Here is a 15,755-nt window from a genome sequence, read left to right as displayed (position 1 = left end):
AGGGGCGTCGCTTCGGCGGCGCCCCTTCGTCCGTGACGATCAGTGGCGAAGCTGCGGCTTCAGCGTGTAGCGCTCGCCATCGAAGCGCTCGAACATCGTCTCCACCGCAGGATGGTCGATCGGCTCGCCCTCGTCGTCGCGAACCAGGTTCTGCTGGCTGACGTAGGCGATGTAGCTCGTCTCCGCATTCTCCGCGAGCAAGTGATAGAAGGGCTGGTCCTTCGACGGCCGCATGCTTTCAGGAATCGAATCATACCACTCGTCGCTGTTCGCGAAGACCGGATCGACATCGAAAATCACCCCGCGGAAATCGAGCAGGCGATGCCGCACCATCTCGCCGATGCCGTAGCGGGCGGAAGGAATGGAGGCGGTGAAATTCGGCGGAGTCATCATGGTTCCAATGTAGGCGTGTGCGCTAGGGGCGCAAGGCTTGTCACGGGACGATGCGGCTGCCGTCGGGGGCGAAGCAGCCGCCGCTGTCGGCGGGCGTCAGCGCGTCAAGGACGGCGAGGAGGCGGGCGGCGCTGTCGTCCGGGTCGAGCAATTGGCCTTCGGACAGGTTGCGCTGGAACGGCGCGCTCAACGGCGTGTCGACGGTGCCGGGGTGAAGGCCGACGAGGATCGCCTGCGGGTGAGTCCGGGCAAGTTCGATCGCGGCGGTGCGGACGATCTGGTTGAGCGCCGCCTTCGACGCGCGATAGCCGATCCACCCGCCAAGGCGATTGTCGCCGATCGATCCGACCCGCGCCGACAGCACGGCGAACACGGCCCGGCGATCGCGCGGGAGCAGCCCGGGAAAGTGGCGAATCACCAGCGCCGGACCAGTCGCGTTGATTCGGAAATAGCGATCGAGGGCCTCGGCTTCGATCGCGCGAAGCGACTTTTCGGGCTGCACGCCGTCGCCATGCAGCACGCCCGTCGCGACGATGATGCTGTCGAAGGGCGCCTCGGCCCGCAATGCCTCCGCGGCCGCGGCGACCGAATCGGGCTGGTCGTAGTCGACCGCCGGCGAGCTGGACCGCGACAGCGCAACGACGTCATCGCCGCGCGATTGCAGCGTGCTTGCAAGCGCAGCGCCGATCCCGCCGCTGGCGCCGATGACGATCGATTTCATGATGCGCTAACGAGCGGCGGGGGACGACGTTGCGCCGTGCCCGCCAAAAGCCTTTGCAGAGCGCGCAACCGCTGCTAGAGGCGCAACCCGACCGACGCCGGCACCTCGCCGGCACAGCGTTCCCTGTCTTGCGGAGAGGTGGCTGAGTGGTCGAAAGCACCGCACTCGAAATGCGGCGTGCCGGCAACGGTACCGTGGGTTCGAATCCCACCCTCTCCGCCACAGACCCCTCGAAATGGTCGCCCGACTGGCCTTCCCGATTCGAAAATCTGGGCGAGTGCCTGGCTTATCCCGACCAGCGTGCCGCGAAGTTCGGCGATGCGATGAAGCTGGCGGGAGCAGGTGCGGTCGGAGGCGGATCGCAAACCCCCTCTTCGATATAGTGCATCGCCGAAACCAGGCCGTTTTCCGAAAAGGGTTTGGGAATCACGCCATGCGCACCGGCAAAGTCGTCGGGAATTTTCTTTGGGTTCGCGGTGACGAAAATGATCACCGTGTCGTTCCAGCGTTCCTGAATCAGCTTGGACACGTCGAGACCGCTTGATCCTTCCGCGAGCTGAATGTCGACGAAGGCGAGGTTGGGGCTCGGCTCGGACGGCAGATTGATTACTTCCCGCAACGACGCCGCCTCGGCCATCACGTGATGACCGCAATCCTGAACGATCGCCTCAATGTCCATCGCGAGCAACGCTTCGTCCTCAACGATCAGCACCCGCATTGGATAAATCGAACGCTTCATGAGCCGTTCTCCACCGGGAATGACAAGGACACGCCCGTGCCCGGAGCGGCGTCGAACCATCGGGCGGTCGCCCCGACTTGCTTCGACAGCCGGTCGATCAGCGTGCGACCCAGACCGTCCGCGACATTCTCTTCGGTCAGACCCGGGCCGTCGTCGGTGATGGTGATCGAAGCTACGCTGCCGTCTCGATGCGCGTCGAGTGTCATCCGCCCGCGGCGACCATCCGCAAATCCGTGCTTGATCGCGTTGGTCACGATTTCGTTGAGAACGAGACCGAGTGCAGCGGCGCTGCTCGAGGGGATCATGAGTGGCTCGACGTCGACATGCAGATCAATGTCGTTGCGACCGCTTGCTCCGATAACATCGGCAACGAGATTGGCGGCCATGGCACCCATGTCGAAACGTCGGATATCGTCAGACTGGTAAAGGCGGCGGTGCACGGTAGCCAGCGCGTCGACCCGCTCCAGCATGCTCGTCAGCTTCTCGCCGATGGCCGGATCTTCGATCCGCCTTGCTTGAAGCCTGATCAGCGATCCGATCATGGTGAGATTGTTTTTCACCCGGTGGTCGACCTCGTGGAGAAGCAGGGTCTTGGCGTCGAGTGCGGCCTGAAGGTCGGCGGTCCGACGCGCGACTTCCTGTTCGACCAATTCCTTTTGCCGGGCGATCTCTTCCTTGGCCTCGACGCGATCGGACACGTCGAGTTGCGACGCAAAGAAGAACTGGATGTCGCCGGCGGCATTGCGAACCGGGCTAAGGTAAAGCGCGTTCCAGAAGGTCGAGCCGTCCTTCCGATAATTCAGAAGGTCGACTTCGACGTCGGTCCCGGCCTCGATCGCATCCCGGATCTTGGACACCTGCGCTTGATCGGTCTTTGGACCCTGCAGAAAGCGACAGTTGCGCCCGATGATCTCCGATCGCTCGTAACCGGTGAGGTCCTGGAATGCCTTGTTGCAGAAGACGATCGGGTTGTCGGCCTGCCGGGGGTCGGTGATGACCATGGGCATACGCGTCGCCCGGACCGCGGCGGCGAACGGATCGCCCTTGCCGAGCTCATGCTGGATGTTCTCGGTCAAATGCCAATTGTCACGCTGCTGCATCGGTCCTCCACGCACTGAGCAGAGGACGCAACGTCTCTTGGATCAGCCCCGACAGAACAATGACTGCGCGGCGGAGTTCCGCCTCTTTGGCGACATACGCGATAGTAGCGGAGCGGCGTTGACATCGTATTGCCGCCGGATAGCGTCGTCGGATGAGCAGCCTGGACGAGCGCCGCGAGCAATTCCTCGCCGCAAGCACCATCTCGATGCCACTTGCGGGCCTGATCGTCTGGTCCGCCATCGGCATCGCCGCGATCTTCGTTCCGAAGACGGTCGTCGGGTGGATGGCGGTCTATGCCATGGCGGCCGTCTTGCCGCTTGCCTTTATCATCGAGAAATTGCGCGGTCGAAACCCGTTCGCAAAAGACGACAATCCCATTTCCGCGCTCTTCTTCCACTCGATTATCGGCATCGGCCTGATGTTTCCGCTAGTCATCGGCGCGGCCAGCGCAGCCCGCGATCCGGACGTCATGGTCTTGGGTGTCGCAATTCTCGCGGGCATCATTTGGATCCCCTACGGCTGGGGCGCGAACGACCCGGTCGGTTTGCGCCATGCGATCGTGAGAGCCGTCGGATGCTATGTCGCTTTCTGGTTCGCGCCCGATGCACTTAAGGCGACCATGATCTGCGCGGTCGTGGCGGCCGCCTATCTTTACTCGCTGGCAGCCATGCGCAGGCCGGCGAAGGTGACGGTGAAGTAGCGTAGCCATTCCCTGAGGCGAAGGGCCAAACCTCGCCAAGTGTGTCCAGTCTCACTCCGTCTTTGAACATTTAATGCGGTGCGTCACGCTCGGCCGCACTGCTAAATCCAAACTCGGATCCGGCCGCCCAGACAAAATACTTGCGAATGGGTCGCATTAGCATCTAAGTAGCTCGCGTGGGTCGATCGACAATCAAAGGCTGGTTCCTGGTGCACAAATGGACCAGCCTTTTGTGCACCATCTTTCTTCTGATGCTGTGCGTCACCGGCCTGCCGCTGATCTTTCATGACGAAATCGACCGGCTGACCGGAGCGCCGCCGCCCGCCGGTCCGGCGTCATCCTCGAACGAGGCAGGACTGCGGCCGTTAGACCAGATGCTCGATCGCGCGCTGTCGGCAAGGCCGGGCGAAGTGCCGGTCTATATGGCGTTCGACAACGCCGGCCCGTTGATGACGGTGACGACCGCGCCGCGACCCGATTCGCCCGAGGGCGAGATGACGCTGCTGATCCTCGACCGGGTGACGGGCGAGGTGGTCGACCAGCCAGACCAGAGCGGCGTGATGGACGTCATCCTGCAAATCCACACCGACATGTTTCTCGGCCTGCCCGGAATGCTGTTCCTCGGAGCGATGGGGGTGTTGTTCGTCGTCGCGATCGTCTCGGGCGTGGTTCTCTATGCGCCGTTCATGCGCAAGCATGACTTCGGCGTTCTCCGGACCGGACGGGCGAGCCGGGTGAAGTGGCTCGACTGGCACAATCTTGCGGGCATCGTCGCGCTGGCGTGGATGACGGTGGTCGGGGTGACCGGGATCATCAACGCGCTCGCGACACCGCTGGTCGACCAATGGCGATCGGACGCGCTGCTGAGCATGACCAGCGCGCAGGCGAGGCAGGGGACGCTCGACCCGGCGCGCTACGGATCGATCGATCGCGCGATGGCCGAGGCGCGCGCGGCGCTTCCCGGTCTCAACCCGCAATTCATCGGTTTTCCAGGGGGGAGTTTCAGTAGCGGCCATCACTATGCGGTCTTCTTTCAGGGGGCGACACCGCTTACCCGTCAATTGCTGATCCCCGCGCTGATCGACGCCGAGACCGGGCGTCTGGACGATGTGCGTCCGATGCCGATCAGCATGAAGGCGCTGCAACTCAGCCAGCCGCTGCACTTCGGCGATTATGGCGGCCTGCCGCTCAAAATCCTGTGGGCGGCGCTGACAATCCTGACGATCGTGGTGCTCGTGTCCGGGCTCATCCTGTGGGCCGGCCGGCGGCGCTCGACACTGTCGTCGCACCTGCAGGAAGTCACCAGTGGCGGACGCATATTGTCGAGCGAGGGCGGCCGATGATTCGATCGACCTTTGCCATCCCGATCCTGATCGGCGTGCTGACGCTGGCCGGATTGATCGTGGCGCTGACTGGTGATGGTTGGCGCGACGGCGCCGGCTGGCTCGCGCTCGGCGCTCCCCTTCTTGCGATCGGTTGGGCGCTTCGCCCCGGTCGCCCCTATCGAAAGGCCTGAAATGCTTCGCTCATCGCTGTTGCTGGCAACCGCCAGCCTCCTTGCCACGCCCGCGCTGGGCCAGACGGCGCCGGACTCCGAAGAGATCGTCGTCACCGCGCAGCGCGGCAATCGCGCCGTGGTCGAGCGCGGCGGGTCGGTCGGCGTGCTGGGCGAGCAGCCGGCCGAGAACGTGCCGTTCCAGATCCGCAGCTACACCGAGGCCTTGATCCTCGATCAGCAGCCGCAGTCGCTCGGTCAGGTGCTGGAGAATGATCCGACTGTCCGTACCAGCTACGGCTTCGGCAATGCCGCCGAGCAATTCGTCATTCGCGGCTTCACGCTGTTCGGCGATGACGTCGGGATGGACGGCTTGTACGGGATCACACCGCGCCAGTTGGTCGCGCCGGAACTGTATCAGAGCGTGCAGGTGCTCAACGGCGCGAGCGCCTTTCTCAACGGTGCGGCACCGGGCGGGTCGGGCATCGGCGGAAGCATCAACCTGATTCCGAAGCGGGCGGGCATCCAGCCGTTGGCGCGCGTCACCGCCGGCTACACCTCGTCGGGGCAGGTCGGGGTCGGCTTCGACGTGGCGCGCCGCTGGAACGACGGAGCGTTCGGCCTTCGGCTGAACGGCGCGCACCGACGCGGCGAGGTCGCGATCGACGAGGAGAATCGGCGTTCGACGGTGCTTGGCGCAGGCCTCGACTGGCGCGGTGAGCGGGTGCGCCTGTCGCTCGACCTTGGATACCAGAGAGTCCGCGTCGAGCAATTGCGGCCCAAGGTGACGGTGACGACTTTCATCCCGCGCGTCCCCGATGCCGATGCCAACTATGCGCAGCCGTGGACCTACACCGACCTCGAAGACATTTTCGGGATCGCGAAGGCCGAGGTCGATCTGTCGGAGAACGTCCTGCTGTACGGACAGATCGGAGCGCGCGACGGCTCCGAGTACGGCATCTATTCGGGCATCACCGCCGTCGCTCCGGACGGCGAGGCGACCGGTTCGGCGTTGTTCGTGCCGCGGACCGACAATAATGAAGCGGGGCAGGCCGGCATCCGCGCCAAGACGGCTTTTGCCGGGACGACGCACGACCTCAATCTCGGCGCGAGCCATGTGCGTCAGGTCAATCGCAACGCCTACGACTTCCTCGGTGGCTTCGCTCCGTTTGCGACCGACCTCTACGACACGCCAGAGGTTGCCCTGCCGGGCACCGGATTCGTCGGCGGCGACCTCGACGATCCGTTCGCGATCAGCCGCACGCGACTGACCAGCGTCTTCGTGTCCGACACCATCGGCCTTGCCCAGGACCGGGTGCTGATCACCGCAGGCCTGCGCCACCAGCGCGTCCGGGTGAAGGGCTACAGCTATGCCGACGGTTCGCTCGAACGCGAATATGACGAAGATGCGGTGACGCCGGTGATCGGTGTCGTCGTCAAGCCGCGCGACGGCTTGTCGCTCTATGCCAATCGCATCGAGGGGTTGCAGCAGGGACCGGTCGCGCCCAACGACCCCACGATCAGCAATCCCGGCGAGATCTTCGCGCCGTACAAGTCGGTGCAATATGAGGCCGGGGCGAAGCTCGGCTTTGGCGGTTTCAACGCCGGGCTGGCGTTCTTCCGGACGAGCTTGCCGAGCGCGGGATCGGTGGCGGACGAGGACAATCCGGGCCTGTTCCGTTACGGCCTGTTCGGGCGGCAGCGCAATCGCGGCGTCGAATTCACGATCGACGGGGACGTCACGTCCTCGCTGCGCGTGATCGCCGGCGTTTCGCTGCTCGATGCGACCCTGCGACGGACACCGGGCGGCACCAACGACGGCAATCGCGCGCCGGGTGTGCCGACCTATCTGGCGAATGCCAATGTCGAGTGGGACGTGCCCTCGCTTCGTGGGCTGACGCTGACGGGCCGGGCGGTCTCGACCGGCAAGCAACAGGTCGATGCTGCGAACACCCTCGGAATCGGCCGCTGGACCCGCTTCGACGCGGGCGCGCGCTACGTGCTCGTGGCGGGGGACCGTCCGCTGACGTTGAGGGCAGGCGTCGATAACCTCTTCAACAAGCGATACTGGTCGTCGGCGTTCGAGACGTTCGGCGCCTCGCTGCTTCAGGGCCAGCCGCGCACGTTCCGCCTGTCGACCTCGATCGACCTGTAGCGCAAGCTAGAGGCCGAACCGGCTATAGGCGACGCGCGATAGGCGACAGGCGAGATCGGCTTCGCCCGAGGCAATCAGGAAGTGATCGCCTTCGTCGACGATGCCGGTCGTGAAGACGATGTCGGACAGGTACATCTTGTCCTCCAGTCCGCGAGTGAGGGCAGGGTCCGCCTCGATCAGCGCGTCATGGTCGGTGCGGACGACCTGCCAGGGACGGTCGGCGTCGAGCATCGACCAATAGGTTCGGTAAACGCCCGCGGAGTCGTTGGGCTCGACGCCGTGCCACAGGCTCAACCAGCCGTCGCGGGTCCGGATCGGCGGGGCGCCACCGCCCATCCGCGCGGTTGCCACGGTCGCCGAGTGCGGCCTGATCCCGGGTTCGATGCAGGGCTTCCAATGAAGCGCGTCGGGTGACAAGGCGAGGTTGATCGACGGGCCGGACCGCCACTCGCTTTCGGGCGGGTACGCGAAATAGACGTCGCCGAGCGGCCGGGTCTGCGCCCAGTAGCGACCATCGACCAAGCCTTCGAAGAGAAGCATGTCCTTGTTCTGGTGATCGAGGACGAGGCCTTCGAATGTCCACTCGCGCGCATCGTTCGAGCGATAGAGGCTGGTCGCCTGACGTTCGGGACTGACCGAGCAGGCGGTCATCCACCAGGTGTCATCGATCCGGCTGATGCGTGGGTCTTCGAGGCCATAGCATTGCACCGGCGAGCAGGGCGTGATCGCCGCGTCATAGTCGATGCGGACGATCTCCTCGGCGTTTGCCGACAGTTCGACCGGAAGCAACCACGATAGCGAGGTCAGGCCCGCCACCGGCGACGGCTGATCGCGCAAGCGAAAGGTGCGGGGGTCGGTCATGTCGACGGCGGAGCAAGGCCAGCGATCGAGGCGATAGCGTCCCTGATCCCAGCGGATTGCGTGGACATGGCCGTCGCGGACGGGCTCGTGGAGTGCCTCGGCGATGCGGACCATCAGCAGCAGGTTGCCGTTGGGCAAGCGGGTCAGCCCGGGGTTGAAAGCGCCAAGAACATAGGTCTGACCGCCGAGGTCCGCCGCGAGCGGGGAGCGGGATAGGTCGATGTCGTCGGGGGTCAGGATCAGGCGGTCGCCGGGGAGGTCGGTCATCGGCGGCTCAACGCGGGCGGGCAGCGCCAAGTTGCGTGGAGACCGGTCAGGAGAGCTCGATCCATGCCGGGGCGTGGTCGCTGGTCTTCTCGAGCGCCCGCGCGCTGCGATCGACGCCTCCGGCCTTCAATCGCTTGGCGACGGTCGGACTGAGCAGAAGATGGTCGATCCGCATTCCCGCGTCGCGCTCGAAGGCGCCGCGCCAATATTTCCAGAAAGTGTAGGGCGGATCGTCGAGGTAGAGGTGCTTCAACGCGTCGAGCCAGCCGCTCGCAACGAGGTCGCGGTAGGCGTCGCGCACGTCGGGAGCGAACAGCGCGTCGTCACGCCATCGCTCGGGTTTGTAGACGTCCTCGTCCTCGGGGATGACGTTATAGTCGCCGATCAGCAGTGCGGGAACGCCGGCATCGAGCAGGCCTTGGGCATGGCTCGCGAACGCCGCCATCCATCGAAGCTTGTAGTCGAACTTCGGGCCGGGGCGGGGATTGCCGTTGGGGAGGTAGAGCGCGCCGACCAGCAGGCCATCGACCGCCGCCTCGAGGTAGCGGCTTTGCGACGGGTCGGGATCGCCGGGCAGGCCGCGCCTCGTTTCGACCGGCTCGCCCCCGCGCGACAGGATCGCGACTCCGTTCCAGCGCGATTGGCCGTGCCAGATGGCGCGGTAGCCCGCGTCGCGAATCGCCTTTTCGGGGAAGGCGTCGTCGGGTGCCTTCAATTCCTGCAGGCTGACGATGTCGGGCTTGGTCGCCGCGAGCCATTCGAGCAGCACCGGCAAGCGGCCGTTGATCCCGTTCACGTTGTAGGTGGCGATACGCATCGCTCGCTCAACCGACGGCAGCGCCGCGAGGGTCCATCCGCTCGTCGCCGGCGGCGTTTCGACGAACGGCGGAAGATCGAGCTTGCGAACGCGCTACAAATGTAGCATCGCTACAAATGTAGTGTGGAGAATATGTCTATGTTGAATCGACTGCCGCCCCGGGAACGCCAGATCGTCGATCTGCTGTTCGAGCGCGGCGCGATGGCTGTGACCGACTTGTGCGATGCGCTGCCCGACCGGCTGAGCGGGTCGGCGGTGCGCGCGATGCTGAAACGGCTCGAGGACAAGGGCTTCGTTCGGCGCGAGGAATCGGATCGCGGCTTCCTGTTCACGCCGACCATGTCGGACAACCAGGCGCGCAAGTCGGCGCTCAACGCCGTGGTGAAGACTTTTTTCAACGGGTCGGCGACGGGGGCGGCGACGGCGCTGCTCGGCATGTCCGACCGTCTCGACGACACTGAACTCGACGAGCTCGAGGCGATGATCGCCCGCGCCCGGCAGGCCAAGGGGGCTTAAGATGGAAACGCTGATCGGACTTGCGCTGAAGTCGCTGTTGGTGGCCGCGGTAACGCTGGGCCTGTTATACCTGACCCGCCGCCGTTCGGCATCGGAGCGGTCGCTGATCGCGCATCTAGGGCTCGTCGCGCTGGTGGCGTTGCCGCTCGCCAGTCTCGCGCTTCCAGCGCTTCACGTCGACCTGCCGCAGGTGATGGCGTCGAGCGAGGTCGAGCCCGTCGCGGTTGCCGAGGCCGACCTACCCGCGATCGCGCCGGTCGAAGAATCCGCAACACCGGTCGCCGCGTCCAGTCCATGGGAGGCGCCGTCGACGATCGACTTGACCAGCTTTCTTTACGCCATTCCCGCTGTCGCCCTGATCCTCGTCACGCTGCTCGCTCTGCTTCGGCTGGTCGCGCTTAAGTCTCGCGCCCAGGTGCTGGTCGATCCGGTCTGGCTCGGTGCGCTGGCTCATGCGCAGCGTCGCATGGGATTCAAGAACGGGACCGCGCTGCTGACGTCGAGCGAACTCAGCTCGCCGATCAGCTGGGGCCTGATGCGCCCGGTGATCCTGCTCAACGACGAGGCGCTCGGCGCGACGGGCGAGGCGGAGGCGATCATCGCGCACGAACTGGCGCACGTCGCCCGGCTGGACTGGATCAAGCTGCTGCTGGCGCGCGTCGCGACCGCGGTCTTCTGGTTCAACCCGCTGGCCTGGGTGCTCGCTCGCGAAGCGCACCAGTTGCGCGAGGAGGCTGCGGATGACGCGGTGCTTGCCGCCAACATCGCCGATACCGATTACGCCCAGTTGCTGGTCGGGATCGCCCGCCACGAGTGCAAGGGCCTGCTGCTCGGCGCGCATGGCGTCGCGCCGTCGAAGGGTTCGCTGACGCGCCGGGTTCGCCGGGTGCTCGATGGCACGCTTGCTCGCGGGACCGCCGCGCCTTCGTGGATCGCGGGCTTCGCCGCCGGGATGCTGGTGATGTCGGCACCGCTGGCGGCACTGACGTTTCAGCAGCCTGAGGCCGAGCCAGCCGACGAGACTGCGCCCGGCATGGCCTCCATGCCCGCGCCAATCGCCGACGCGGTCGAGCCGGCGATTGCCGAGACGGTCACTCGCTCGGTGATGACCAGCACCGCGATCGCCCGCAATGCTGCCGAAGTGGCGGTCTCCAATGCGCGGATCGTCGATACAGAAGCGCTCCGCCGCCAGATCGCCACGTCGATTGAGCGTCGCCGCGACCGCAAGCTTGGCGGGCGCGATCCCGTCGACACCGCGATCGGGATGAAGGTGATGGGCGTCACGCCTGAATATGTCGCGGCGATGCGCGCCGCTTCGCCCCGCTTCCGCAATCTGAACCCCGACGAGATGATCGAGATGAAGGCGATGGGCGTGACGCCCGAGTTCGTCCGATCGATGGCCGCCGCCGGCTTCGGATCGGCGAGTGCCGACGAGATCGGTGAAGCCGCCGTGCTTCGGGTCACCCCGGGTTATGTTCGCGGAATGCGGGCCGCGGGGCAGGCCGCCGCGTCGCTCGAAGAACTCGGCGAACTGCGCACGCTCGGCATCACTCCCGACTTCGTTCGGCGGGTAAAGGCGGCGGGTCACCGCACCCTGTCGGCGGAACAACTGATCAAGCTGAGGATGCTCGGCATGGTCCCCAGGGCGCCGACGCCGCCGCTGCCGCCGGCCCCGCACAACTGGGCCGACCAGGACTCGGCCCCGACGCCGACGCCCTAAGGGCCGCTTCCAAAACTGCCTGACCTGACGCCCGGCCACGGGCGACCGGCAGCGCCTTGCCCATCGATTTGACCAAGAAGGAGGATCACCATGTCCCGACCCATCGCCATGTTCGCCGCCGTCCTGCTGACCACCGTGGTCGTCAGCGCTTCCTGCCAGGCGCGCACCGCGCCGGTGACCTACTCGATCAGCAAGGCGAGCCGCGACGGCAACGTGCAGATCGATTTCGCGTCGCGCTTCGACCGGCGCAATCGCAGTCGCTGGGGGCAGGGCTTTGCCGTGTCGGACCTGCGCGGTCTCGATCTTGCGGCGCTTCGGAGTGCTGCGCCGGTGCCTGCGCGCTTTTCCATCATTCGTGATGCCGGGCGGCTCGATTGTGTCGGCACCGTCGGCCGGGCAGGCGGGAAGGGCGAGTGCGACTATGCCGCCAATCCCGCTTTCGACGCGCTGCTCGCTGCGAACGGGATTGCGCGCCCGACGCTGAATCAGGGCTACTCGCTGACCCTGTCGGGCGTGAAGCGCGAGGTGGTCGAGACGCTGGTCTCGATCAGGGCGCCGCGGCCGACCGTCGATCAGCTGGTAGCGCTCGGCATCTTCAAGGTCACGCCAGAGTATATCCGCAGCTTCGCGGCGATCGGATACCGCGACCTCGCCGCCGACAAGCTGGTCGAGATGAGGATCTTCAACGTGACCGCCGCCGATGTTTCGGCGCTGCGGCAGCAGGGGGTCGAACGACCGACGGCGCAGCAACTCGTCCATCGCCGCATCTTCGGCGGTCGCGAGCCGTGGCGCCGGCAGCGCTGACCCCCGTTCGTCGGACTGGCGGCCACCGATGGCCACTGGTCGAAGCCGACTTCACATGCCGCGGGCGCCGGCTAGCGCCCACCTCTAGGGGGAATTTTCGATGAACTTGTTGCGTAACCACACGGCCATGCTGCTCGCCGGCGCCGCCTTCTGCCTTCCGGCAGGCGCCTTTGCGCAGGCGGTCCCGGTCACCAGCGATCCCGCCGTCGCGCCGCCTCCGCAGGCGACCCCGGCAGGCGACCGGCGCATCTTCACCCCCGCCGACTTCGCGCGCTTCGCGCCGAAATCTGCCTACGACATGCTCGTCCAGATCCCGGGGTTCACGGTCCGCGGCGCGGATCAGGAACGCGGGCTCGGCCAGGCGTCGGAGAACGTCCTCGTCAACGGGCAGCGGATCGCCGACAAATCGGGCGGCGCGATCGCCGAATTGCAGCGGATGAGCGCCGCCAACGTCGAGCGGATCGAAATCGTCGAAGCCGCGCAGCTCGGGATCGCCGGCCTGTCGGGGCAGGTCGCCAACGTGGTCGTCAAGGCGACCGCCAAGGCGAGCGGCCAGTTCGAATGGCGGCCCGACGTTCGCCCGCATTACTCCCACCCCAACCTGTTGCGCGGTTCGGTCAGCTTCTCCGATCGCGCCGGGCCGCTCGATTACACGCTGTCGATCAACAATGGCGCGAGCCGCGGTGCCTATGGCGGCCCCGCGATCATCAGCGACCGCTTCGGTGCGGAGGTCGAGCGGCGCGAGCAGGTCATCAGCTCCGACTTCGACCAGCCGCGCATGGCCGCGAAGTTCAAACTCGACGCGCCCGAATCGTCGATCGCCAATCTGACGGTCGCGCATTCACCCTATTGGTACGACTTCGAGGACGACGATCGACGCATCCGCGCCGACGGCGACGATCGCACGCGGCGGACGACGCAGACGCAGATCGGCTACGTGTTCGACATCACCGGCGATTATGATTTCGCGGTCGGGCCGGGGCGCCTGAAGTTCATCGGCCTGCGCAAATTCGAGCATGAGCCGACGCGGACCAGGCAGGTCACCCGCTTCGACAGCGGCGCGCCCGCGGTCGGGGTCGAATTGCTTCGTGACGTCCATGTCGGCGAGACGATCGGCCGCGCCGAGTACGCTTGGAAAAGCGGCAAGAACGATTGGCAGTTGTCGCTTGAGCGCGCGAGCAATCGACTGGAGCAGGAAGGATCGCTGTCGATCCTCTCGCCTTCGGGATCGTTCGATCCGGTCGACTATCCAGAGGGCAGCGGAATCGTTTCCGAGACCCGTTACGAAGGCGTGGCGAGCTTCAGCCGTCCATTGACGCCCAAGCTCGACCTCCAACTGACCGGCGGCGGCGAAATCTCGAGAATCCAGCGCGAGGATATTCCCGATTCCGAACGCAAGTTCTTCCGCCCCAAAGGCAGCCTGTCGCTCGCGTGGCGTCCGTCGAAATCATGGGATGCCAGTTTCAAACTTCGCCGCCGCGTCGGGCAGATCAGCTTCTACGACTTCCTTGCGCAGCGGAACTTTGGTTCCGACCGCGAGAATGCCGGCAATCCCGACCTGGTTCCGCCGCAGAGCTGGGAGATCGAGACCGAGGTCGGGCGCGATTTCGGGGCCTGGGGGAAAAGCCGGCTGAAGCTCTACGGCCACCGCATCGACGACATCATCGATATCGTGCCGATCGGCGAGACAGGGCAGGCGATCGGCAATCTGCCGCGCGCGACCCGCCTCGGCCTTGAATCGACCAGCACCATCCAGTTCGACAATCTGGGGCTGAAGGGCGCCAAGATCGACTTGGTCTTCGGGTTCGAACGGACACGCGTGCGTGATCCACTGACCGGCGAGCGGCGGGCGATCAGCGGGACCCAGGATCGCTGGGCCGAAATCTCGTTCCGTCACGACGTGGCGGGGACGAAGTGGGCCTATGGTGCGTCGGCCAATCACGGCCATGTCACGCCAACCTATTTCCTGACCGAGATCGCCCGCGGCTGGGAAGGGCCGGTGTTCGCCGACGTGTTCGTCGAGCATAAGGACGTCTACGGACTGACCGTCCGCGCCTCGGCGGGAAATCTGCTCAACGCGCGCCACCGCTACGACCGGATCGTCTATGGGGGCCGGCGCGACGTCAGCCCGGTCGAATTCGAACAGAAGCACGACCAGCTGATCGGGCCGATCTTCCAGCTGTCGGTGAAGGGGACCTTCTAGTTCAGCGCCTCGATGATGGTGACGTTGGCGATTCCACCGCCCTCGCACATCGTCTGTAGTCCATAGCGGCCGCCGCGAGCGCGAAGGGCGTGGACGAGCGTGGCCATCAGCTTGGTGCCGCTGGCGCCGAGCGGGTGGCCAAGCGCGATCGCACCGCCGTGGACGTTGAGGCGCGAGGGGTCGGCCTTCAGTTCCTGGAGCCACGCCAGCGGCACCGAGGCAAACGCCTCGTTGACCTCGAACAGGTCGATCTCGTCCAGCCGGCGCCCCGATCGTTCGAGCGCACGGCGAGTGGCGGGGATCGGCTCTTCGAGCATGATCACCGGGTCGCCCGCGGTCACGGTAAGGTTCTCGATCCGCGCGATCGGGGTCAGCCCGTGATCGGCAAGCGCGCGTTCGGACGCGATCAAGACGCCCGAGGCGCCGTCGCAGATCTGGCTGGCATTCCCGGCGGTGATGACGCCGCCCGCGACGAGCGTCTTGAGTTCCGCGAGCCCTTCGGCAGTGGCATCGCGGCGGATGCCTTCGTCATGCGCGTGGCGGATCGGGACGCCCTGCTTGTCGACTCCGTCGAGGACGAGGATTTCGTCGGCGAAGGTGCCAGAGTCGGTCGCGGCGACCGCCTTGCGGTGACTGTCGAGCGCGAAGGCGTCGAGCGCCTCACGATCGAAGCCATATTTCTTCGCCATCATTTCGGCGCCGGTAAACTGGCTGAATTCGGCGACCCCGTAGCGGTCTTTGATCGCTTGGCTCCATGGGCCAATCCCGATGCCGGCCTGCATCGGCAGGATGACGGGGGTTCCCATCGGGACGCGGGTCATATGCTCGACCCCGGCGGCGATGATGACGTCCTGCGTCCCGCTCATCACCGCCTGCGCCGCGAAGTGGAGCGCCTGCTGCGAGCTTCCGCATTGGCGATCGATCGTGACCGCGGGCACGCTGTCGGGAAGCGACGAGGCAAGAACCATGTTGCGGCCGACGTGAAAGCTCTGCTCGCCGACCTGGCTGACGCAGCCGACGATGACGTCTTCGATGACCGCCGCGTCGATTTCGCTGTTCCGGACGAGCTCGTCGAGAATAGCCGCACCCAGGTCGGCCGGATGCCAATCCCTGAGCGCGCCACCGCGGCGACCACCGGCGGTCCGCTTGGCCGAGACGATATAGGCTGCACCCATCACGCGATCTCCTTCCCCCGCGACATGGGCGATGCGCACGAAGCGAGCAAGGCGCGGCTGGCGCTGGCGGCGGACTTTCCGCTAAGGC

Annotated in this window: 15 protein-coding genes and 1 tRNA gene; 9 read left to right on the top strand and 7 right to left on the bottom strand. The window is 65.8% G+C overall.

Going from position 1 to position 15,755, the window contains the following annotated elements; translation table 11 throughout:
* Positions 1–39: 39 nt before the first annotated feature.
* Complete coding sequence (hspQ, locus tag SH584_RS05360) at positions 40–390, bottom strand: heat shock protein HspQ (protein WP_324809160.1); 351 nt, start codon at positions 388–390, stop codon at positions 40–42.
* A 43-nt stretch (positions 391–433) separates the two neighbouring features.
* Positions 434–1,114: an SDR family NAD(P)-dependent oxidoreductase gene (locus tag SH584_RS05355; RefSeq protein WP_324809157.1), complete on the bottom strand. Its 681-nt coding sequence runs from the start codon at positions 1,112–1,114 to the stop codon at positions 434–436.
* A 132-nt stretch (positions 1,115–1,246) separates the two neighbouring features.
* Between SH584_RS05355 and SH584_RS05350 the strand changes: the two genes are divergently transcribed.
* Positions 1,247–1,336 (top strand) — tRNA-Ser (locus tag SH584_RS05350).
* A gap of 64 nt (positions 1,337–1,400) precedes the next feature.
* Here SH584_RS05350 and SH584_RS05345 read toward each other — a convergent pair.
* Together SH584_RS05345 and SH584_RS05340 are read right to left on the bottom strand one after the other, a co-directional pair.
* Positions 1,401–1,853, bottom strand: a complete 453-nt coding sequence (locus SH584_RS05345) for a response regulator (protein ID WP_324809155.1) — start codon at positions 1,851–1,853, stop codon at positions 1,401–1,403.
* Positions 1,850–2,953 carry a PAS domain-containing protein gene (locus SH584_RS05340; protein WP_324809153.1) on the bottom strand — a complete coding sequence of 368 codons (1,104 nt, stop codon included), beginning with the start codon at positions 2,951–2,953 and terminating at the stop codon, positions 1,850–1,852. The genes SH584_RS05345 and SH584_RS05340 overlap by 4 nt, the downstream gene beginning before the upstream one ends.
* Positions 2,954–3,105: 152 nt before the next feature.
* Here SH584_RS05340 and SH584_RS05335 point away from each other — a divergent pair, with 152 nt between their 5' ends.
* The 4 genes from SH584_RS05335 (at position 3,106) to SH584_RS05320 (ending at position 7,304) form a co-directional block, all read left to right on the top strand.
* Entirely contained in the window at positions 3,106–3,654 is a 549-nt protein-coding gene (locus SH584_RS05335; RefSeq protein ID WP_324809151.1) for a DUF7010 family protein, read from the top strand.
* A gap of 209 nt (positions 3,655–3,863) precedes the next feature.
* The gene (locus tag SH584_RS05330) at positions 3,864–4,997 is read left to right on the top strand and encodes a PepSY-associated TM helix domain-containing protein (protein WP_324809149.1); all 1,134 of its coding nucleotides are present in this window, start codon (positions 3,864–3,866) and stop codon (positions 4,995–4,997) included.
* Positions 4,994–5,170, top strand: coding sequence for a hypothetical protein (locus tag SH584_RS05325; RefSeq protein WP_324809147.1), 177 nt, complete (start codon positions 4,994–4,996; stop codon positions 5,168–5,170). The genes SH584_RS05330 and SH584_RS05325 overlap by 4 nt, the downstream gene beginning before the upstream one ends.
* 1 nt (position 5,171) lies before the next feature.
* On the top strand, positions 5,172–7,304 hold the full coding sequence (locus tag SH584_RS05320; protein WP_324809145.1) for a TonB-dependent receptor: 2,133 nt from the start codon (positions 5,172–5,174) through the stop codon (positions 7,302–7,304).
* 6 nt (positions 7,305–7,310) lie between these two features.
* On the opposite strand, the gene SH584_RS05315 is transcribed toward SH584_RS05320, so the two are convergent.
* Both SH584_RS05315 and SH584_RS05310 read right to left on the bottom strand, forming a co-directional pair.
* Positions 7,311–8,432, bottom strand: a complete 1,122-nt coding sequence (locus tag SH584_RS05315) for a glycoside hydrolase family 130 protein (RefSeq protein WP_324809143.1) — start codon at positions 8,430–8,432, stop codon at positions 7,311–7,313.
* A gap of 46 nt (positions 8,433–8,478) precedes the next feature.
* On the bottom strand, positions 8,479–9,249 hold the full coding sequence (locus SH584_RS05310; RefSeq protein WP_324809141.1) for an exodeoxyribonuclease III: 771 nt from the start codon (positions 9,247–9,249) through the stop codon (positions 8,479–8,481).
* Positions 9,250–9,387: 138 nt separating this feature from the next.
* Between SH584_RS05310 and SH584_RS05305 the strand changes: the two genes are divergently transcribed.
* The 4 genes from SH584_RS05305 (at position 9,388) to SH584_RS05290 (ending at position 14,492) form a co-directional block, all read left to right on the top strand.
* A complete protein-coding gene (locus SH584_RS05305) occupies positions 9,388–9,765 on the top strand; it encodes a BlaI/MecI/CopY family transcriptional regulator (protein WP_324809139.1) in 378 nt (125 codons plus the stop codon).
* Between the two features lies 1 nt (position 9,766).
* Positions 9,767–11,485 carry a M56 family metallopeptidase gene (locus SH584_RS05300; protein ID WP_324809136.1) on the top strand — a complete coding sequence of 573 codons (1,719 nt, stop codon included), beginning with the start codon at positions 9,767–9,769 and terminating at the stop codon, positions 11,483–11,485.
* Positions 11,486–11,575: 90 nt separating this feature from the next.
* The gene (locus SH584_RS05295; RefSeq protein WP_324809134.1) at positions 11,576–12,289 is read left to right on the top strand and encodes a hypothetical protein; all 714 of its coding nucleotides are present in this window, start codon (positions 11,576–11,578) and stop codon (positions 12,287–12,289) included.
* Positions 12,290–12,398: 109 nt separating this feature from the next.
* Positions 12,399–14,492 carry a TonB-dependent receptor plug domain-containing protein gene (locus tag SH584_RS05290; RefSeq protein ID WP_324809132.1) on the top strand — a complete coding sequence of 698 codons (2,094 nt, stop codon included), beginning with the start codon at positions 12,399–12,401 and terminating at the stop codon, positions 14,490–14,492.
* Here SH584_RS05290 and SH584_RS05285 read toward each other — a convergent pair.
* Positions 14,489–15,667 carry an acetyl-CoA C-acetyltransferase gene (locus SH584_RS05285; protein WP_324809130.1) on the bottom strand — a complete coding sequence of 393 codons (1,179 nt, stop codon included), beginning with the start codon at positions 15,665–15,667 and terminating at the stop codon, positions 14,489–14,491. The genes SH584_RS05290 and SH584_RS05285 overlap by 4 nt on opposite strands.
* Between the last annotated feature and the right edge of the window lie 88 nt (positions 15,668–15,755).

The organism is Sphingomonas sp. LY29 (assembly GCF_035593985.1).
In the GTDB taxonomy this organism is placed as follows: domain Bacteria; phylum Pseudomonadota; class Alphaproteobacteria; order Sphingomonadales; family Sphingomonadaceae; genus Sphingomicrobium.
This window is presented reverse-complemented; position numbering and strand designations above follow the sequence as displayed.